This is a genomic window from Chryseobacterium koreense CCUG 49689 (genome assembly GCF_001045435.1).
Lineage (GTDB): Bacteria > Bacteroidota > Bacteroidia > Flavobacteriales > Weeksellaceae > Kaistella > Kaistella koreensis.
Window position 1 is genome coordinate 101,103 of record NZ_LFNG01000013.1, and the last position, 21,408, is coordinate 122,510.

Genomic DNA, 21,408 nt, shown 5'->3' on the forward strand with positions numbered 1-21,408 from the left:
CCAGATTCAAACATCTCCTAACTCGAAAAACCTATCTCCAATCAAATGAACAAGTTCATCAAAAATATCATCGCTTTTTCCATTAAAAACAAGGCGTTTACCTTTGTCTGGGTCGGGATTTTGGCGATCGCCGGTTTCATCAGTTTTAAGAATATGCCGATTGAGGCATTTCCAGATGTGACCAATACCCAAATTGTGATTATTACCCAGTGGAATGGAAGAAGTGCCGAAGAAGTGGAGCGTTTCGTGACCACACCGATTGAACTTTCGATGAGTTCGGTCCAGAAAAAAACCAGTGTGCGAAGTACCACGATGTTCGGACTTTCCATCATTAAAATTATCTTTGAAGACGGCGTGGACGATGCCTTCGCAAGACAGCAAGTGAACAACCAGTTGCGAACCGTTAATTTACCAGATGGCACTTCCCCGGAAGTTCAGCCTCCATATGGACCAACTGGCGAAATCTACCGGTATGTCCTGAAAAGCTCTAAAAAAGATTCCCGCGAATTGCTCACCTTGCAGACCTGGGTGGTTGATCGCGCACTGCGTGGAATTCCGGGAGTTGCAGACATCAATGTTTTTGGTGGCCAGCAAAAAATCTTTGAATTAAGCATCGATCCCAGAAAACTGGACCAATTCGGTTTGACGACTTCCCAGGTTTATGATGCGGTCTCAAAAAGCAATTTAAATGTAGGTGGAGACTTGATTGAAAAAAGCGGCCAAAGCTATGTGGTTCGCGGAATTGGTTTGCTGAAATCCATTCAGGATATTGAAAATGTCACCATCCGGAATGACCATGGAAATCCGATTTTGGTCAAAAATGTGGCATCCGTTCAGGAAGGATCCCTGCCGAGAGTGGGGCAAGCCGGCTACAATGATAAAGACGATGTGGTAGCAGGAACCATCGTGATGAGGAAAGGCGAAAATCCGGTAGAAGTCCTGGAACTGGTAAAGGCAAAAATTGACGAACTCAACAACAAGATTTTACCGAAAGACGTAAAACTCGAAACGTTCTATAACCGGGAAAACCTGATGGATTTCACCACGCACACCATCATGCATAATTTGATCGAAGGAATTATTTTTGTGACGGTGATCGTGTTTCTCTTTATGGCGGATTGGCGCACCACGCTTATCGTTTCGATTATCATTCCGCTTTCACTGCTTTTTGCTTTTTTAAGTTTAAAAATGATGGGAATGAGTGCGAATCTGCTTTCACTCGGTGCGGTAGATTTCGGTATTATCATTGACGGAGCGGTGGTCATGGTAGAGGGAATTTTCGTCATGCTTGATCACAAAGCGAAAAAATATGGAATGGAGCGCTTCAACAAACTGGCGAAAGGAGGCTGGATCAAAAACACCGGAATAGGATTGGGCAAAGCAATTTTCTTTTCGAAATTAATCATCATCACCTCGCTGATTCCCATCTTTTCTTTTCAAAAAGTGGAAGGTAAAATGTTTTCGCCGCTCGCTTTCACATTGGGATTCGCACTTTTGGGAGCGCTGCTTTTCACCCTGACTTTGGTTCCGGTTCTCTCCCACCTTTTGCTGAACAAAAATGTGCGAGAGAAGCACAATCCGTTTGTACTGTTTTGGGAGAGGATCGTGGAAAAAGGTTTTACCGTGACCTTTAAACATAAAAAACTGAGTTTGATCATTGCATCTGCTTTTTTAGGCATCACATTATTTTCCGGTAAATTTCTGGGTACGGAATTCCTGCCGCCGCTCAACGAGGGCGCACTTTGGGTCACTGCCGAAATGCCCATGAGCACCAGTTTGAATCAATCGCTGCAAACCACAGATAAACTGAAAAAAGCGATCATGTCATTTCCGGAAGTAACTGGAGTTTTGGCGCAAACCGGACGCAGCAATGACGGAACAGACCCGAATGGATTTGGATTCGTGCAGTTTGGCGTGAATTTGAAACCCAAAGAGAAATGGACCCGAAAAATAACCATGGATGAACTGATCGAAGAAATTGACACGAAATTAAAAGAATATCAAGGAATTACCTATAATTATTCGCAACCCATTTCTGATAATGTGGCAGAAGCGGTAGCCGGTTTTAAGGCAGAAAACGGCGTGAAAATTTACGGAGACAATCTCAATACCTTAGATAAATATGCGAAACAGGTGCTCAGTGTCATCAAAAATGTAGAGGGAGTGAAAGAGCCCGGAATCATTAAAAACATCGGTCAACCGGAGGTGAGCGTGGTTTTGGATCGGAATAAAATGGCGATGTATGGAGTCGCACTTTCTGATGCGCAATCCGTTTTGGAAACGGCTTTCGGTGGGGTCACCGCCTCGGAACTTTTTGATGGTGAAAGGAAATTCGACATCAGAATCCGATATGCCAAAGAATACCGAAAAGACGAAACCGATATTGCCCAACTGATGGTTCCGACGCAGGCCGGAACATTGATTCCACTAAAGGAGATTTCAGAAATCCATTCAGATAATGGTGCCGCGTTTATTTATCGAGACAATATCAAAAGGTATATTGGAATAAAGTTTTCTGTCAGAGACCGGGATTTGGGAAGCACAATCGCTGAAGCCCAAAAAAAAGTGGCTCAAATCAAGCTTCCCGAAGGTTACACTGTGGGATGGACCGGCCAGTTCGAAAATCAGGAACGGGCAACAAAACGTCTTGGACAGGTAGTACCGATCAGTTTGCTGATGATTTTCTTCCTATTATTCATCCTTTTTGGAAACTTGAAAGATTCACTTTTGGTTTTGGCCAATGTGCCTTTCGCCTTAATTGGCGGAATTATAGCGCTGCATCTCACCCGGATTAATTTCGGGATTTCAGCGGGAGTCGGCTTCATTGCGCTTTTTGGGATCTGTATCCAGAATGGGGTGATCCTGATTTCCGAATTCCACCAAAACATCAAATCGGGAATGGATGTTGCCGCCGGAATCCTGGAAGGCGTGAAAGTAAGAACCCGACCAGTTGTAATGACCGCTTTGATGGCTTCGATCGGATTGATGCCCGCAGCACTTTCTACCGGAATCGGTTCCGAATCTCAGAAACCTTTGGCTATAGTTATTATAGGAGGTTTGGTGACGGCAACTGTTTTGACGTTGCTGATTTTTCCAATTATTTTCTGGATTTTCAACAGAACGAAAAAGACGGAGATTTTTGTCAATGACTAATGAGGTGCCAATCTGCATAAATGGATTTCATACTTCAAGTGATGGAGGTTGTTCAATATCTCCCCTAAACTTCAGTGAAATTCCTTGGTGATCATTGTTCTGTCCAGCCTTGATGGCATAAAAAAGGGAGTTTTTAGCTATTGGTCGTATTTGCATCATCTATCTTGGTTCTCTTTTTTTGGGAGCTCCAAAATGCAGCAGATCTCCCGCCACTTTGATTGTGAATTCCTCTTCGGGATATTTTTGATAAAGAAATTCCCGGGTATATTTCACGGCGGTTTTCTTCAAACGTTGAGGGAAATCGTCGTTTTTTCTTTGCAGATAGTTTTGGATTAGGGATTCTTTTTTTGCATGGAGCATTTGCTTTCGGAGAAATTTGGATTCCAAAATTTTCTGTTTTTTAAAATCAACAATCTCCTTTACGAAAAACGCTATTTCTTCTCTATTTTTTTTAAGGTCGCTCTCCCAAAATCTTAAGACGGTCCATCCTTCGTCTCGAAGTTTTTCGTTCACTTTAAAATCTCTCTCCATGTTCCTTTCAATCTTTTCAAACCAGAAAGCTGCATTTGCCCCGAGTTTCCTCCTGCGGTTTTCCCAATCTTTTCCATGCCAGAAATCGCCGTCAGCAAAAATGGCGACTTTATATTTGGTGATGGTGAAATCCGGAGTTCCATGCACTTTTTTGTTGTTTTTCCTATACCTTAAACCTTTCGCAAAAAGCGCCTTCCCCAAAAGAATCTCGATCTTGGTTCCTTTGGATTTGTTGGCCTGCATGCTTTTTCGGCGTTGCTCGGGGGTGAGTTTGTCCATGAGTTGACCTGATTACTAGGATAAAGGTAGCACAATGCGGATGATGTAGGAAAACCATCGATAAAAAAAACGCTTATTTAAAATTTTCATAAAAGAGATCTCTGGAACTAAATTTACAATAAAATTCCATAAATTTGCATTCCGGTTTTTGCACAACAGGTTGTGCTGTAACTTAATGAGATTGAATATTAAAAACTTTTTTTAATAAAATGGTTTTTGATTTTCAAAAATTCACTATATTTGCAAACCGAAAAATTAAATAATTAATTAAATAAATAATTTGAATCATGGCAAAGGAAACGTTTAATCGTAACAAACCGCACTTGAACATTGGTACCATCGGTCACGTTGACCATGGTAAAACTACACTTACTGCTGCTATCAGTAAAGTATTATCTGATAAAGGTCTTGCTGAAAAAAGAGATTTCTCTGCAATTGACTCTGCACCAGAAGAAAAAGAAAGAGGTATCACTATTAATACTTCACACATCGAATACGAAACAGAAAAAAGACACTATGCTCACGTTGACTGTCCTGGTCACGCCGACTATGTAAAAAACATGGTAACTGGTGCTGCTCAGATGGACGGAGCGATCCTTGTGTGCGCTGCTACAGACGGACCAATGCCTCAAACAAGAGAGCACATCCTTCTTTGCCGCCAGGTAAACGTACCTAGAATCGTTGTTTTCATGAACAAAGTTGACATGGTAGATGATCCAGAATTGCTAGAGCTTGTAGAGCTTGAATTGAGAGATCTTCTTTCTTCTTATGAATATGACGGTGACAACTCTCCAGTAATCCAAGGTTCAGCTCTTGGTGCGCTTAACGGCGAACCAAAATGGGTTGCAACTGTTGAAGAACTGATGGATGCTGTTGACACTTGGATCGAGCAGCCGGTAAGAGAGCAAGATAAGCCATTCTTGATGCCGATTGAAGACGTGTTCTCTATTACTGGTAGAGGCACTGTAGCTACAGGTAGAATCGAAGCGGGTGTTATCAACTCCGGAGATCCTGTTGACATCGTAGGTATGGGTGATGAAAAACTGACTTCTACTGTAACAGGTGTTGAGATGTTTAGAAAAATCTTGGATAGAGGTGAAGCTGGTGACAACGTAGGTCTATTGTTGAGAGGTATTGAAAAAACCGACATCAAGAGAGGTATGGTTATCGCTAAGCAAGGTTCTGTGAAGCCACACAAAAAATTCAAAGCAGAGGTTTATATCCTTTCTAAAGAAGAAGGTGGTCGTCACACTCCATTCCACAACAAATACCGTCCTCAGTTCTATGTAAGAACTACTGACGTAACTGGTGAAATCTTCTTGCCAGAGGGTGTAGAAATGGTAATGCCAGGTGACAACTTGACAATCACTGTAGAATTGCTTCAGCCAATCGCTCTTAACGTAGGTCTTAGATTTGCGATCAGAGAAGGAGGTAGAACAGTGGGTGCAGGTCAGGTAACTGAAATCATCGACTAATTTACACCACACATAATAGCGTTGTTAGCGCTTGTGCGCTAACAACGTTTTTTAATCTACGGGCATCGTCCAATGGTAGGATACCGGTCTCCAAAACCGTTGATCAGGGTTCGAATCCTTGTGCCCGTGCAAAATTGAGATAATGAACAATTTAATCAACTATTTAAAAGGTTCTTACCACGAATTTATAGATAAGGTAGAGTGGCCAAAATGGTCAGACCTGCAATCCTCAACAATTGTAACCGCTGTGGCCACTGTAATCTTGGCGCTCTTTACTTTTGGGGTGGATTCCGCGTTTAGCAAGATCATCAATGATATTTTGACCCTCTTCATCAACCTTTTTAATTAAAAGTATTTTCCAAAATGAGTGACTTGAAGTGGTATGTGCTGAAATCCATCAGTGGACAGGAGAATAAGGTGAAAACTTATATTGAGAACGAAATGAAGCGACTAGGTTTTGAAAATTTCGTCACTCAGGTGGTCATTCCTATGGAAAAAGTTATCCAGATGAGAAACGGGAAAAAGGTGCCAAAAGAAAAACCTTACTATCCCGGTTACTTAATGGTAGAAGCAAATTTGGTCGGTGAAATTCCACATATTATCAAAAATATTCCTGGAGTAATTTCATTCCTAAGCTTAACCAAAGGTGGCGATCCGGTTCCAATGAGAAAATCTGAAGTAAACAGAATGCTCGGAAGAATGGATGAACTTTCAGAATTCGCGGTAGAAACAGCCATTCCATTTGTAGTGGGCGAAAACGTGAAAGTGATCGATGGACCTTTCAACGGATTCAACGGAACTATCGAAAAACTGCACGAAGACAAAAAGAAAATCGAAGTGTCGGTAATGATTTTTGGAAGAAAAACGCCGATGGAATTAAGCTATATGCAAGTAGAAAAAGTATAAGAGACTTTCATTACAAATTAAAGACCGTTCAAAAGAGCGGTCTTTTTTTTTGACCCAAATAATCAATTTTTACCATTTTAATGAATTATATTCAAAGAATGTATATATTTGAAGAAAATAACTATTATGAAAATCAAATTTACATTCTTTTTCTCATGGATTTTCTGTGTCTTTTTCTTTGCCCAAGATCAAACATTCGATCTTCTAAAAGACAACACAAAAAGCAAAATTCTATACGATCGAGTTTTTGCCGTATCCAAAGCTAGGGAACTTCAACCTCTGAAAATTTCTTCACAGAATTTCTTGCAGATTTACCACGAAATGCAGCGTGCCGATTTTTTGCAAAGACTGCCCAAACTGGAAATCATCAAATCCAAAGCAGACCATGGTTTCACCAATAATCAGATCCCAATTTCACTGCTCATTACCGATTTCGAAAACATCAAACCAACTGCATTAGAATCTAAGCAGGTTTCCCTAAATTCCAAGAACCAATACGTCATTACCAATAATGCACAAAATGTTTTTGACGAAAACCAGATCAACCTTCTAGCGCCAATCTTGGGAAAAACAAAATCAAATCATCCTGAATTTATTCTAAAATCAGATTTGATTTTTAACACCTCTGATAGATCCGTTTCTTTTATTGAAATTAAAGACGGAAAAACCTGGAAAATCATCATGCAGGATCAATCTTTTCATCTTAACTTCCCGAACAATGGATTGAATGAAGTGTTTTACAAAATTCATTTCACCGATGGAAAAATTCTCACACAATCTTTCGTCATCAATGTTCAGTATCAAAAACGGGCCACTGAAGGATTGCAAAAAAAAAGCTTCGATCCAAATGTTGTCACTCCCATTTCTTCCACGATTCCCTATAAGGGATTTGCAGAAACTGCTGCATTTCTTGGCTTAGGCGAATATGAGGTCTATATGGGAAATGACGGTGTCTTAGATAAACCGATCGTTTTGGTGGACGGTTTTGATCCGGGTGACACCCGCAATACTTCAGCGATATATCAACTCCTGAACTATGGCACCAACCAAAATTTGGGAGACTTGGTTCGCGCACAAGGTTTTGACATCATTGTGCTCAATTTTCCAATTTACACCAGGCCGGGAACAAGTACAATCATTGATGGCGGCGTGGATTACATCCAAAGAAATGCAATGATTTTAGTCGAATTGCTCAATCAGATCAATGCTGCAAAAGTGGGAACTGCAAAGAATGTGGTGATAGGACCAAGTATGGGCGGTCTGATTTCCCGATATGCGCTTCGATATATGGAGCAAAACAGCCTGAATCCAGACACCAGACTTTATCTTTCTTTTGATTCGCCTCATTTGGGCGCAAATGTTCCTTTAGGATTTCAACATCTTTTTAATTACATGGGATTTGGACCGATTGGCGACACCACCATGCAGGACGTGGTCAATGGAATGCTGAAAAGTCCTGCGGCAAGGCAAATGTTGCTCGATCATTTCGAAGGCCACCTGAAAACGGGAAGCACGACAGATTTTGACCCTGCCATTCTCCTTCCTGTAGGCGCACCCAATTACAGAACGTCTTTTCAAAATGAGCTGAACGCGATGGGATTCCCACAAAATATCAGAAATATTGCCATAAGCAACGGAGCAGGGAATGGAACCCAGACCGGAACTCCAGGAATGGTGGTATTGGATCACACTTTTAACACCTCTTCCACGCAAAGGGCGATTATCAAAACCAACTTCACTCCAGCTAAAAACGCAACCGCACAGATCAGCAGTTTCCAAGGTCAGCAATGGATTATTTTCTGGATTTCTGTTTATACCAGTACGGCCAGTGCAAAATCACCCGCGACCTCTGACGGACTGGATTCCGCGCCGGGAGGTAGGTTTGATATCTCCAATTTAGCCGATTCATCCACTGGAAACCCAATGCTGACAGAATTTATGAACAATCTGAAAATAATGTATTTCAACTTTATTCCCGCGGTAAGTTCTTTGGCAGTAAGCAATAATGGCGGAAATTATTATGCCAATATCAATTCCTCCTCTAATACGCCTTTTGCAGCTTACTATGTCCCGTCCACGAACCAAAATCATGTGACTTTGAACGACCCGAACGTGCAGTTTGCGTTAAATGAAATCTTAAATGACCAGTCCTTGGCTGCAACAGACCATCAGCTGATGAACGAAATATCTGTTGAGAATCCGGTGAAAAACACTTTGAAAATCAAGTCGATTGCTGCATTAAAAAATGCAAAAATTAATATTTCAGATGCTTCCGGAAGAATGGTTTTCTCACAAACTCATGATTTAAATGGTCTGACCGAAATTCCAGTAAATTTAACTAACGGAGTTTATTTCCTTACTGTAGATTCTGGCATGCAAAGAATAATCAAAAAAATTGTTGTCGGCCGCTAATTCAATAAAGACCTAAATAGAACAAATTAAATCTTTTATATCATTAAAAAACAACGACTTGGAGTGAAGTCGTTGTTTTCATTTATTTGAAATAGAATCGCAATGGTTTAAGAACAATGCTCAACTTTAATTTCCTTTCTTGTTGACATATCTGATAAACTCTGAGGGAGAAATCCCCACATTGGCCTTAAAAACGGTTGCAAATTTTGAATGAGAAGAAAAGCCGGTTTCTTCTGCTAAAACATTGATCTTGTATTGCCTGTATGCGGGATCTTCACTGATTTTTCGTATAATATAGTCGATCCTTAAATCATTGATATACTTATTGAAATCCTTTTCTTTGTGTTTTTTAATAATATAAGACAAATACTTGGTATTCGTTTCGATCTTTGAAGCAACATAGGGCAATGAAACCTTTCGTTCCAGATAAAGCCGCTGCTTTTCAAAGTCATGGAGTTTTTCCAGCAGTTTTTCTTCGGCTTCCGGCGGCATTATCGCAATATCTTCTTCTTTATTGATCAGGCTATCTTGATTGCTGCCAGTGTCAGCAAATCTTGCGGGTTCGTCTTTTTGTTCCTTCAGTTGCTTTAAGAGGTTTTCAATTTTTTGGATCTGTCCCTGTTTTTTCTTTTTGTAATACAAGAAATACGCAGTACCGCAAGCGATCAGAATCAAACTTAGCAAAGCGTAGGCATAAGTGCGCCTGCTAATGCTGTCGTTATACTCTTGTTCCTGCTTGGAAACGGTGTTGCTCAATGTCTTTCTGTCGATATTGGAGATGCTGTCATTTAAAGCGGTGAACATTTCCAAATATTTTCTGGATTTTTCTGTCTCGTGGAGTTCGAGATAAGATTTGGAAAGCGTCTCGAAAAGCCCCTTCCTAAGCTGCGGAAAACTTGCCTTTTTCTCCAGAGCAAGTCCATATTCAGCATATTCCACCGCTTTATCATATTCTTTCCGGCTATTATAAAAAGAGCCCAACTCGCTTACTAGAACCACCTTTTCCACCAGGGGGACAGGTTTTGACTCATGTATCTTGAGCGCTTTCAAATAATATTCTCCGGCCCTCTCCTGGTCTCCGGATTTGAAATATTCGTTTGCAAGAATTATGTAGGAATAAGCAATAAGGCTATATTTTTTGGAAATATAATCCTCCTGCGTCTCACTAATTTTTTTTGCTTCTGCGATGCTTTTGTTGATATTGGCATATACTGAATTCCAGGGAGTGCCGCTTCTGATCAGATGACTTGCAAGGTTGCCATAAATAACGCTAAGCGCATAATATTTTGGATTTCCCGGATTAATTTTTTCGGCATAATGAAGCGCCAAACTATACTCCTGGTCCCCCTTTTTCAGCAATCCAAGTTCCGAATATGCGCAACCTTTCAGCCTGTAAATTTGAGACATTCTCCCATAATCCTGCACTTCATCTGCGGCCTTTAAAAAATCATCGCTAAGGTTAATGACCTTGTTATAGTCTGAACTATTGAAATAGATAATCGCCAGCGCATTGCCCACTCTGGCTATGCCGGACTTGTATCCAATTTTTTTGCAGTTATTGTTTATTTCATTCAATATGGGGATTGCCTTTTCGGGATTATCAGAAGTCACATAATGAAGCGCAGTATCGAACTGCTTATTGATGGTTTCCTCAGTTACGACTTTCTGCGCCGCAAAAAAGTTGCTCCAAAACACAAAAAAAAGACACATCATGCCTACACCCTGGGGAAAGACAACTTCTTCAAAAAAGCGAAAAACCCCCATATCTATTTTCTCTAATACCTTCCGAATATTCAATTTAATGATATAAAATTTATAAAAAAAAGAAGTAAAACGCTTTATGGCTAAAACGATTACAGCAGCCTAAATTATAAAAAATAAATCGAATTTCCCGAAATATGGTAAAAATAAATGACAATTCAAGAGGCAAAACCCTGATAAAAATCATAATCCCTATCTCTAAACACTGCTTATTACGCTTCAAAAAGAACCCATTGAGATATACAAAACACTGACTATCAACAATGAAAAAGAAAACAGTTTTGCAAATTACCGAAAACGGATAGACTTAATCTTTCATATGAAGTCAAATCTTAATTTATTTGTGCATGATTTTTTAAACCAAATTTTTTTAGGGTTCTTTATTAAAATACCACCAAACAAGTACCCGAAATTTCAAATATTTTTCAAAAAACAGCAATGTTTTGGTTAAAATCTCAACCCGACCGGCTTATTGATTATCCGGAAATTGCACGACAGCAAATTTTAATATTTAATCTTAAAAATATGATCAAAATCTCCCTCCTTAAAAGCATTGCGATTTGCATTTCAATGCTTGCAACCAACTCCTTGTTCTCTCAGCAAGAAATTATTTACCAACAAAACTTTGACGGAAATAACGGAACCTTCACCAACACCATTTTATCGGCTGTAACGGCCAACAACAAATGGTTGTCTAGTTCCACTGACACACAATATGGAAACTACCGCCATGTCTGGAATTTCTCTAATGATGCGGCGGGTGGTAACCCCAATGTGATGCCTATTTCCGGCAGATCTCTCGGAATGGGTTTTTTTAACGGCAATAATCCCAATGTACCCAATCAGCCGTTCAGAACCTGGGATGGAACCACCATTCCAAACCCTCCTTTTTACACCACAAGATGGGCGCATGTGGGCATTTCCACCGTGGGCTACAAAAATATTACGGTAGAATTCAAGTGGCGGTGCACAGGTGAGGTAGAGGCAGGGAAGATTTACGACTATGGAACGGTGAACACCTCAATTGATGGGGGCGCATCTTGGGCAATGGACCAATCCGGTGGACAAGGCGGGGTAACCAGCGAACACGGGACTTTTAACGGCGGATTGTACTATGGGAACTCCGGTGTACAAACGGCAATTTTGACCCTGCCCGCCAACAGAGGCAACCAGGCGAACTTCCGGCTGGCTTTCCGAATGGTTGTGGACGAAGGTTACGGGACAGGTGGCGGATTCATCATTGATGACATCATTGTGCGCGGCGAGAAGCTGCTTGCAACTTCTGAAACGGTAAAAAGCACCATAGATGCCTACAAAGACGGCACAGACTTCGTGGTGAAATCCCCAAACAAAAACATCCTTCAGGTTGACGTTTACGACCTCTCTGGAAAAATGACCGGAAGCCACAAAAACAACAGCAAGGAAGTTAGAATTAATGCCATCAGCCTCGCAAAAGGCATCTATATTGTAAAGGCAAAATTAGAGAGTGGTGAAGAGCTTGCAAGAAAGCTGAGAAATTAGCCACTATTTTCCACAGGAAGGAATCCGGTAAATACCATTTACGGATTCCTTCTTCTTTTTCAAGATGCCTCTAACTCATCTTTCCGATAAACACACTTGATAAAAGCGATCTAATCCTACACATTCTGATGAAAAAAATATCTTCAATCATTCAAAAAAGGCTTTTGGTTTTTTCTGTTTTGCTGTTTTCTCTCTGGAGTTTGGGGCAAAACAAAACCGACCAGTCAATCCTTCAGGCTTCCGCAAAATCTGTTCAGGCTATAAAGCCGGTGGAGGGAAATCCCCTGGAAATGATGAAAGGTAAAACGGAAGAAATTTCTAAAAGGGACGCTTTTTCCAAGCATTTCAAAAATGCGGACGGAAGCATGACGGCGGTCATCGGTGCTGGTCCCATTCATTATTCCAAAAACGGGAGGTGGGAAGATATTGACACGCATATTAAAAAAAATGCCTCAGAGGACTTCCCCTATTCCAACACAGCCAACCTGATGGAATCCTATTTCGGAATCACTTCCGACAAAGGGATCGTATCCCAAACCAAAGAAGGCAAAATCAAAGAATTCCTAAATACGCAAATGTATTGGGAGGTGAATGGACAGGCGGTAAATGTCCAAAATGGCTCAGATATACCAGCATTGATTAAAGGTGATAAAGTATATTATGATAATTTGTTTGGAACTATTTCTGCAGAGTTCACTGTAAAATCAGGTCAAAGAAAACTAAACTACATTATTCCAGATAAACAAAGTTTAGGAAAAATACCTTTAAATGCAGATTACTTGGTTTTTACCGAAAAAATTAAATTACCCGATAATTTTAAAATCATTGACAACTATAAACATTATAATAAGCTAAAGAAAGAATACCAAACCATTCCTGGGATTTTTGTTATAGATGTTGATGGAAAAGTAATTTATGAGTATTCCGCACCGGAAATTGTAGAAGATTATTCTTCTGACGTGATGGGGCTTCCTGCACAGATGTCCCCCGAAATAAGTTTTGAAAAAGATGGAGATTTTATTAATCTATTTATCAAAGTTAAAGCAAAGTGGATAGTTGACGAGGCAAGGACATATCCTATCGCTATAGACCCAACTGCAACAGCATATCCCTTCACAGCAAATTACTCTTCCGGCCAAACTTATAGTTCAGGTGGTGGAAGCGGTAATATTGCAGCAGGTTATTCGGGAGGGTGGTATAGAGGGTGGGCTACATTCAACCTTACTTCGCTGCCATCATTATCTGGTGTTACAGCTGCAACAATATCCCTATATATAAACAGCAAAGGCGGAACAATGGGAGGGGCGGCTTCCAGCATTAACGTAGGCCATACGAGTTTTGACCTCTCAAGATTAGTTTGGCTAAGTAATTATAATCTTCTTTATAATGCGATAACGGCAGCAAACAATTCTACCGGAGCATATAATTTTATGCCGAACCAGAATGCCGGAACCTGGGCAGCTGTAGATTTAAAGCCCGGTACTAACACAATGGCTATTGATGAAATAGAAAAGAAATCCGGCAATGACATGGCATTTTTTCCTGTAAGTTTTAGCCCTTCATGGGGAACTGGAACCACCGTAAGGTATTATGTGATCGCAGGATATTCTGATCCAAACAAACCTTATCTAACGATAACCTATACAGCGGTTGACCCATATAAACATGCTGCCTACCAGTATGCAAATGCAGGTGCAATTGGAGATGTGGGATATATACAGATTGGGAATGTAAGTATAGGAAGTATTAATAATACTACTTCCATTACTAATTATGCGGCAAATGCAGCTACTATTTATAGAAATACTCCTACGGGATATAACAAATATAATCTCAGTACAGATGTTTATCCAGGCACTACACACACTTTAAATACCACTTATCGTGATTTGGGTGCACCTTACAATAGCGGTAAAATTGCTGTATGGGTAGATTGGAATGAAGATGGAGATTTTGCTGATGCAAACGAATACATAGGAATATCTCCCAATACAACATCAGGAAACCAGATTATGAGTTTCAGCATAAATGTTCCATCAACTGCAACGGCAGGCACAAAAAGGTTAAGAATACGTTCGTTCTTGCATGATGATGTCGTTACCGCTAATGATTATGACAAAACCTTTGAATATGGAGAAACAGAAGATTATTCTATAAATGTACTTGCAGTTTCAAATCCCACATTAACCGTTTCCCAAGCCTACTCAGGAGCCTCCTACGCCGACGGAACTTACACGCTTACCAATAATTCATCTGTTACCGCAACTTCCGGAACAAGACCAGGATACATCATTACCGGCTGGATCGGCACGGGAAGTGTCCCAGCTACAGGGACAGGAGCTTCCACAACTTTTGCTATAACACAAAACTCTACTATAGATTGGCAGTGGAAACAAACGGAAACACCAAATAATGTAAAATTTTATAATTACGGCGGAACCGACCAATTGGCTTTTAACAATAGTAGAATAGAGACTTTTCAACCTGTCTTTAGGCTAAGCCATGCAGAATATGGCGCAACAGATTATGAGCTGGAAATCAATACTTTTCCTGATTTTTCAGGAACTTCTTGGACGCAGACTTTCACAGGAATTTATCTTGCGAATACTGAGATCAACTTTACTTTCAACAATGCTTTTACGCCAGTAAATGGAGCCACATATTATGTAAGAGCCAGGGTTAGAGGAGCTGCAAATGTTTGGAGTACCTACTCTACTGAAACCTATAGCTTCACCTATCAAACACCCAAAGAAATTCCAGACTGGTTCCAAACGACCCAGGCACAATTCCTGACGGATGCTTTGAGTGGAGTTACGGCAGATGGAAATAATGATGTGGTGACATCAGCAGGCGGAAACATGATGGTGAATGGAGATTTTACTTCGGGAAACACAAATGGATGGACCGTTACAGGAGCAAATGGAGCCGGAAAAACCGTAGCTGTGTATAACAATGCAAATGCCAGTTATCCCGATAACTGGTTAGGCATGGGATCTGGGAATACTATATTTCAATCCGCCAGTGGAACAATTGTGATTTCCCAGCAAATTGATTTGACCAATGTATCTCAAATTTCCTTCAAAGGAGGCGCCTACCATTATGTTTCCTGCTGTAGTGATCCTAATCCAAATACAAAATTAGAGTTTAAGATTGGCGGGACTTTGACCGATATTAACGGAACTGTTGGTGCAACACTCGCTCAAGGAAATAATAATCGTCAAGACAAAACGGTGAATGTGAGCAGCTATACGGGTATGCAAGTCATTAAATTTGTAATGACTTATAATTCAAATTGGAACGGAAATGGTGTAGCCCGCTTTTATATTGATGATGTAGTAGCAGATGCTCTTCCTTCCGGCACCATCACCTCCACACCGATCCATTTTGCATCTGTTCAGGATGCTACAGCCTACAAAGGTATTACGTGGAACCAGACGCTGGGCGATGGAAGTTTGACCTTGAAAGTACAGCAATCGGCGGACGGAATTGCAGGTTGGACGGATGTTGCAGGTTACACCAATATTTCAGAAACCGGAGATGGAAAGAAATCCTTTGACCTATCGACGATGCCTGTCTATCCGCATATTCGCTTGGTGGGCACATTAAATGGTGCAGGCGTGAAAATGCATGATTGGGCGGTAGAATTCCAAAAAGAGATACCTTGCGATAAAACCTGGACGGGCGCGGTCTCCAGCGACTGGCACGCTGCTAACAACTGGCTGCCTTTTGGCGTACCGACCAATAAAAACTGCGTCAATATTCCAAATGTAGCCAATAAGCCGATCATATCTGTTGCAGCGGTTGCTTTAGCATTAAGCTTAGAAATCCAGGAATCAGGCAACCTAAAAATTGCGTCCGGGGCGGGGATGAACATCAAGAAAGAAATCATCAACCACGGTGATCAGTCCAATTTCATTATTGAAGACACCGGAAGTCTTGTGCAAGAAGTGGCCGTAAACAACATTGGAAAAATCACCTATAAGCGCAATACTTCCAAAGCCTGGTCAAATGATTTTGTTTATCTGGGATCCCCAACAAAAGACAGCCAATTTAGCAGGCTCCCGTTTTCCTCCGGCGGAACCATGTCCGCTTACTATTCCTGGATAAGTGCTCCTGCACCTGCCGGAAGTCCGGGTAAATGGAGCAACGCAATTAATCCTAATAGCCTGATGACCCCGGCAATGGGCTACATCGCAAAAATCGGAAATGGCTGGACTGCAGGAAACCGCTTCCCATTGCACTTCGATGGCGTTCCGAACAACGGAACCATTACCACACCTTTTAAAACCGGCAACAGACAAGACAATCCTTCTACCCCAGATGTGGACGAAGGTTTGGAAGACAAGTGGGTATTATTGTCCAATCCATATCCATCGGCGATTGATGCGGAAAAAATGCTGAACCTGCAAAGCAATAAAGACCTGCTTAGCGATTCTGCGGACCCCTCCGAACCATATAATAGTGATGGCGCCTTGTATTTCTGGGCCCATGCCAATGGTACAGGTGCAGTTCCAAATCCTTTCTATAACAACGGACAAGCATACAGCTCCAATCCCAATAACCACTATGTAGTGAAAAACTTCACCGGAACCATCCCTGCAACATCTACCACCGATATCTCAGGCAACCCTATCGCCGGAAGTTGGAACGGGCAGATTCCGGGAGCACAGGCGTTTTTCATTAGGGGGAAAGCAAATGCTGACGGCTTATTCACATTTAACAACGAAATGAGATCAGTGTTGGATAAAGATACCTATTACAGAAACAATCAGTCGGTCAACAGATTTTGGCTGGATTTCACCAAAAAGGATGACAACAAATCCGCACAGGCGCTTATCGGCTATATCCACGGAGCCACCAATGAACTTGACTTCATGTATGACGGTCTGTCTATGGGCGATGATTTGGACATATACAGCATCGCAGGTTTGAAAGAACTGTCTATTCAGGGGCGTTCCCCAAATTTCAGCAACAAAGACGTGGTCGCGATCGGCTATTCTGCACCGCAGACAGGCGCATACAGAATCGGGCTTTTCCTCACAGAGGGATTATTCGCCCCACACGGTGCACAAAACATCTACCTTAAAGACCAAACCAGCAATATAGTGCATAATCTGGTGGAATCGCCTTACGAGTTCGTGACCGATACAGGACATTTTAATGATCGTTTTGAAATTGTCTATGAAAGTTCAACTTTAATAGCCAACACCACACCCAAATCACCACTAAACATCTTCTATGACAATCAGCTGCAGCGCTGGCTCATCTCATCATCCCAACAACGCATTTCGAAAATAGAGTTGTATGACTTATCCGGAAGACTTATTTTGATTAAAAACGAAATCAATGCCAAAGAATATGGAATTCCATACGTAAGCATCAATCAAAAAGTGGCCGTCATAAAAGTCCAAACAGAGCATGCAGAAGTTTTAACGAAAAAAATCATCAATCCAAAATAGGTCTAAATGAAGTCAGAAAATAGATACAGATTAGTTTTACTCCTATTGATCATTGTAAATATCCATTTAAAGGCAGATGACGGTTACTTGACCAACACTGCGTGGCAAAATCAGGAAAATGTTTTTTCAATGGATCAAAATTCATCTTCCCAAGCTTACAACAGCTTCAACCAATCACCATACACGGAAGATGATGATGCATTGCTGAAAGGAGGTGGACCGCCCGGACCGCCGGATTCCGTACCCATTAACCAATATGTTTTGATATTGTTGATTACTGCAGGAATCGCTATTTGGCGGTATGGCAGGAATTACCAAAATTAGATTTCATCTCTATGAACACTTAAGCCTATATTTCTTCATCTCTAAAATTTTTACATCTTAATCTACCATGTAAACATACTAATAGGCTGCAAGGATCATTAAAGCCGCTTCAAAAATTTTGAGGCGGCTTTTTTAATCCCGGAGTTCACCATAAGCACCTGCCTCGGTTAGTTGTAACTCAAATCAAATGATTAACTTTGTAATATGTTCAATTTAGGAAATTTTCTCTCCCTTTCTACTTTTGGGGAAAGCCATGGAATCGCTTTTGGGGGCATTATCAACAATTTTCCAGCTGGTTTGGATGTAGATTTGGATGCGGTTCAGCATCAACTCGACCGCAGAAAACCAGGTCAAAGCACCATCGTTACCCAAAGAAAAGAAAGTGATACCGTGAAGTTCCTTTCCGGCATTTTCGAAGGGAAAACCACCGGAACTCCGATTGGTTTCATCATTGAAAATGATAACCAAAAATCCAAGGATTACGAGCATCTTTCAACCGCATATAGACCCAGCCATGCCGATTTCACCTATGATCAAAAATTCGGAATCCGCGATTACCGAGGCGGCGGGAAATCTTCTGCCCGTGAAACTGTGAACTGGGTCGTTGCCGGAAGTTTGGCAAAACAGCTTTTGCCAAAGACTGTCGAAATCACTGCCTATGTTTCGTCAGTTGGTGAAATTTTTTGCGAGAAACCTTACCAGGACTTAGATTTCTCCAATATAGATTCTAATGATGTCCGCTGTCCGGATTCAGAAACTGCGGAAAAAATGATTTCAAAAATCAAGGAAATCAAGAAAGAGGGGAACACTATTGGTGGCACCATTACCTGCGTCATCAAAAATCTTCCCGTGGGAATTGGCGAACCGGTTTTCGGGAAGCTGCAGGCAGAACTGGCCAAAGCCATGCTCAGCATTAATGCAGCGAAAGGTTTTGAGTATGGAAGCGGATTTTTTGGAGCGAGAATGACCGGCAAAGAACACAATGATTTGTTTAATGAAGATTTCACGACCAAGACAAATCTCTCAGGCGGAATTCAAGGGGGAATTTCTAATGGTATGGATATTTATTTCCGGGTGGCTTTTAAACCCGTGGCAACCATCTTAAGACCTCAAGAAAGCATAGATAAAGACGGAAACCCGCTCATCCTGGAAGGAAAAGGAAGACATGACCCCTGCGTTTTGCCCAGAGCAGTGCCCATTGTGGAAAGTCTGGCTAGCTTTGTCTTGGCGGATCTATTCTTGGTCAATCGGATGAGGCGGATTTAATGTTAATGTGATTTCGATTACATTTTATCCATTTTAAAAACACGAAATTTGTACAAAATTTTAAAAATGAAAGAATATTGGCAAAAAGCACTGACTTTTGATCAGTACATGGATGAAGCGAAAATGCGGGCAACCAACAATCCAGACCAGACAGACGAAAAACAAGAGTACTATGAGCTAGGCCTCCAAAGAATGGAACGGACCTTAAAAACTTTTAAGGTGGATGAAGCACAAATGGAAAACCTAAAATCAAAGAAATTTGACGGCAAAATTTTGATAATCTCCGAACCATGGTGCGGTGATGCGAGCGCTACTGTTCCTGCAGTTTCCAGGTTTTTCATAGAGGCAGGAAAAGAGGTGAAAATCTTCCTGCGCGATTCCGACCTTTCTTTGATTGATCAGTTTTTGGTCAATGGTACGCAATCAATTCCAATTGTGATAGTGCTCAATAAAGATTTCGGCGTCATCAATCATTGGGGACCTCGACCAAAATATGGCACCGAGCTTTTAGCCAAATTCAAAGCCAATCCGGAAAGCTACCCACGAGAAGAATTCTACAACGACCTGCAGGTTTATTACGCCAAAAACCGCGGCAAAGACGCTATCGAGGAAATCCTGGAGTTGATCTAAAATCGTTTGGTAAAACATCAAAAATGTATTTCTGACGCTCGATTCCATCTTGCAAATCTACCTTAACAAAGTAATAACTAAAAATGATGACTTTTCTTAAAAAGAATATTTTCTACTTAATTTCATCTGCGATTTTAATAGTAATTCTCGCGTTTCCTTCGGTACGATTAAAATTAACCGACATGTTTTTTCCGATTGCAGCGGTAGAAAATGCGGTCACGCTCAATGATGCAGATTACGACATACAGCTGAAAGGGATCAATACCACTTCCACCAATCTCAAGAACTTCAAAGGCAACAAGTTGGTTTTGCTCAATTTTTGGGGAACTTGGTGTGCACCTTGTCGTGAAGAATGGCCGACCATTCAAAAACTTTACGACAGCAAAAAAGACAAAGTAGATTTTATACTGGTAGCAATGCAGGACAAAGAAGAGGATGTGAAAAAGTTCCTGCAGCAGAACAACTACACGGTTCCTGTATATATCGCTGAAAGTCCGGTAACCGCCAATGTTCTGCCGAAGGCGTTTCCCACCACCTTCCTTTTGGACAAAAACGGCAGAATTCTAGTAAAAGAGGATGCATCAAAGGACTGGAATTCTAAATCAGTACATGATATGATTGACAACATATCAGTGGAATAATGAACTCTGAATTAAAAAATATTGGTACATAATTTGTGAGTGTCATAGCATTTCAAACGAACACAAAAATGAAATTATCAAAAATACAACTTGCAAAGGAAGCTTTCAAACACAAAGGTTTAGTTCAAAAATTACCAGTCATCCTCAGAATGATTAAATCGACCATGAAAAAAAATGGTTACAAACCAGAAATCAAGAATGTGATTCTCCCTGGATTGATGCTGCTTTACGTTTTTTCACCGATTGACCTAATTCCGGAGTGGATTCCTGTGATTGGAGTTTTGGATGATTTAGCGGTACTGGCTTTGGCAATACCGATGCTTACCTCAGAAGCCGAAATATTCGTGGCTTGGGAAGCTAAAAAAAGGCAAGACAACAAAATAATAGAAGCTGAAATCGTGGATTAACCGCAAAAAATAATATTTCTAACCGCTCAAGAAATTGGGCGGTTTTTTTATGGGGAGCGTGAGGCTCATTTCCATTTTCAACTACCCGTCCCGCTTTCCGCTATATCTTTTTTGGTGGCTTCGACTTCGCTACGCAACCAAAAAAGGATGCCGCTGCAATCGGGGCTAACAATATTCTGCGGGTATACTCCCGAAGAAAGAAACCAGTTCCCTCTCCTAATAATAGTTACCTCCAAATAAAAAAGTAATCCTTATTGCTTAGCTCCATTCCAAAACTTTATCCTTCCTTTGATCTCGGTGTCAATCATCAGCCTATCTCACCCAGCTCGCTAAACAAAAAAACCTCACACCGGTCGGTGTGAGGTTTTGAAAAAAAAACTGGCGGCGGCCTACTCTCCCGCTTGTCGCAGTACCATCGGCGCTGGAGGGCTTAACTTCCGTGTTCGGAATGGGAACGGGTGAGCCCCTCCGCAATAGCCACCCTAAATATATTGACGGTAAAGTGTGTCACAAAGAGCAAACCTTGAGCGCGCCTCCCGGCGCCCAATCAGGCCATAAATCTACGGGTAATTAGTACTGCTCGGCTATGCCGTTGCCGGCTTTACACCTGCAGCCTATCGACGTGGTCATCTCCCACGACCCT

The 21,408-nt window shown here is 41.2% G+C and carries 14 protein-coding genes, 1 tRNA gene and 2 rRNA genes; 13 read left to right on the forward strand and 4 right to left on the reverse strand.

Translation table 11 applies throughout. The features are described 5' to 3' along the window. Window positions 1-45 precede the first annotated feature (45 nt). Window positions 46-3,153 (forward strand): efflux RND transporter permease subunit, encoded by a 3,108-nt coding sequence (locus ACM44_RS10735; protein WP_048500043.1) that lies wholly within the window; start codon window positions 46-48, stop codon window positions 3,151-3,153. A 159-nt stretch (window positions 3,154-3,312) separates the two neighbouring features. Here ACM44_RS10735 and ACM44_RS15025 read toward each other — a convergent pair whose 3' ends face one another. Then, window positions 3,313-3,963, reverse strand: a complete 651-nt coding sequence (locus ACM44_RS15025) for a very short patch repair endonuclease (protein ID WP_083993715.1) — start codon at window positions 3,961-3,963, stop codon at window positions 3,313-3,315. 287 nt (window positions 3,964-4,250) lie between these two features. On the opposite strand from ACM44_RS15025, the gene tuf reads away from it, so the two are divergent. The 5 genes from tuf (at window position 4,251) to ACM44_RS10765 (ending at window position 8,756) form a co-directional block, all read left to right on the forward strand. Continuing rightward, entirely contained in the window at window positions 4,251-5,438 is a 1,188-nt protein-coding gene (gene tuf, locus ACM44_RS10745) for an elongation factor Tu (protein ID WP_048500044.1), read from the forward strand. Window positions 5,439-5,496: 58 nt separating this feature from the next. Further along, window positions 5,497-5,567 (forward strand) — tRNA-Trp (locus ACM44_RS10750). A gap of 13 nt (window positions 5,568-5,580) precedes the next feature. Beyond that, window positions 5,581-5,787, forward strand: a complete 207-nt coding sequence (gene secE / locus ACM44_RS10755) for a preprotein translocase subunit SecE (protein ID WP_048500045.1) — start codon at window positions 5,581-5,583, stop codon at window positions 5,785-5,787. A gap of 14 nt (window positions 5,788-5,801) precedes the next feature. Then, complete coding sequence (gene nusG, locus ACM44_RS10760) at window positions 5,802-6,344, forward strand: transcription termination/antitermination protein NusG (protein ID WP_048500046.1); 543 nt, start codon at window positions 5,802-5,804, stop codon at window positions 6,342-6,344. A 126-nt stretch (window positions 6,345-6,470) separates the two neighbouring features. Further along, complete coding sequence (locus tag ACM44_RS10765; RefSeq protein ID WP_048500047.1) at window positions 6,471-8,756, forward strand: T9SS type A sorting domain-containing protein; 2,286 nt, start codon at window positions 6,471-6,473, stop codon at window positions 8,754-8,756. A gap of 126 nt (window positions 8,757-8,882) precedes the next feature. Here ACM44_RS10765 and ACM44_RS10770 read toward each other — a convergent pair whose 3' ends face one another. Next, window positions 8,883-10,469, reverse strand: a complete 1,587-nt coding sequence (locus tag ACM44_RS10770) for a helix-turn-helix domain-containing protein (RefSeq protein WP_160304014.1) — start codon at window positions 10,467-10,469, stop codon at window positions 8,883-8,885. Between the two features lie 573 nt (window positions 10,470-11,042). Here ACM44_RS10770 and ACM44_RS10775 point away from each other — a divergent pair. The 7 genes from ACM44_RS10775 to ACM44_RS10805 all read left to right on the forward strand — a co-directional run bounded on the left by ACM44_RS10775 (window position 11,043) and on the right by ACM44_RS10805 (window position 20,765). Further along, window positions 11,043-12,038 carry a T9SS type A sorting domain-containing protein gene (locus ACM44_RS10775; RefSeq protein WP_160304016.1) on the forward strand — a complete coding sequence of 332 codons (996 nt, stop codon included), beginning with the start codon at window positions 11,043-11,045 and terminating at the stop codon, window positions 12,036-12,038. A gap of 128 nt (window positions 12,039-12,166) precedes the next feature. Beyond that, window positions 12,167-17,497 carry a GEVED domain-containing protein gene (locus tag ACM44_RS10780; RefSeq protein ID WP_048500050.1) on the forward strand — a complete coding sequence of 1,777 codons (5,331 nt, stop codon included), beginning with the start codon at window positions 12,167-12,169 and terminating at the stop codon, window positions 17,495-17,497. Between the two features lie 6 nt (window positions 17,498-17,503). Beyond that, window positions 17,504-17,821, forward strand: coding sequence for a hypothetical protein (locus tag ACM44_RS10785; RefSeq protein ID WP_048500051.1), 318 nt, complete (start codon window positions 17,504-17,506; stop codon window positions 17,819-17,821). A 204-nt stretch (window positions 17,822-18,025) separates the two neighbouring features. Beyond that, window positions 18,026-19,087, forward strand: coding sequence for a chorismate synthase (aroC, locus tag ACM44_RS10790; RefSeq protein ID WP_048500052.1), 1,062 nt, complete (start codon window positions 18,026-18,028; stop codon window positions 19,085-19,087). Window positions 19,088-19,153: 66 nt separating this feature from the next. Further along, the gene (locus ACM44_RS10795; RefSeq protein WP_048500053.1) at window positions 19,154-19,717 is read left to right on the forward strand and encodes a thioredoxin family protein; all 564 of its coding nucleotides are present in this window, start codon (window positions 19,154-19,156) and stop codon (window positions 19,715-19,717) included. An 86-nt stretch (window positions 19,718-19,803) separates the two neighbouring features. Continuing rightward, entirely contained in the window at window positions 19,804-20,358 is a 555-nt protein-coding gene (locus ACM44_RS10800; protein ID WP_048500067.1) for a TlpA family protein disulfide reductase, read from the forward strand. 68 nt (window positions 20,359-20,426) lie between these two features. Then, the gene (locus ACM44_RS10805) at window positions 20,427-20,765 is read left to right on the forward strand and encodes a YkvA family protein (protein WP_048500054.1); all 339 of its coding nucleotides are present in this window, start codon (window positions 20,427-20,429) and stop codon (window positions 20,763-20,765) included. A 376-nt stretch (window positions 20,766-21,141) separates the two neighbouring features. Here ACM44_RS10805 and rrf read toward each other — a convergent pair. Both rrf and ACM44_RS10815 read right to left on the reverse strand, forming a co-directional pair. Further along, window positions 21,142-21,250, reverse strand: a 5S ribosomal RNA gene (gene rrf / locus ACM44_RS10810). Between the two features lie 64 nt (window positions 21,251-21,314). Then, window positions 21,315-21,408, reverse strand: a 23S ribosomal RNA gene (locus tag ACM44_RS10815); the annotation flags it as partial.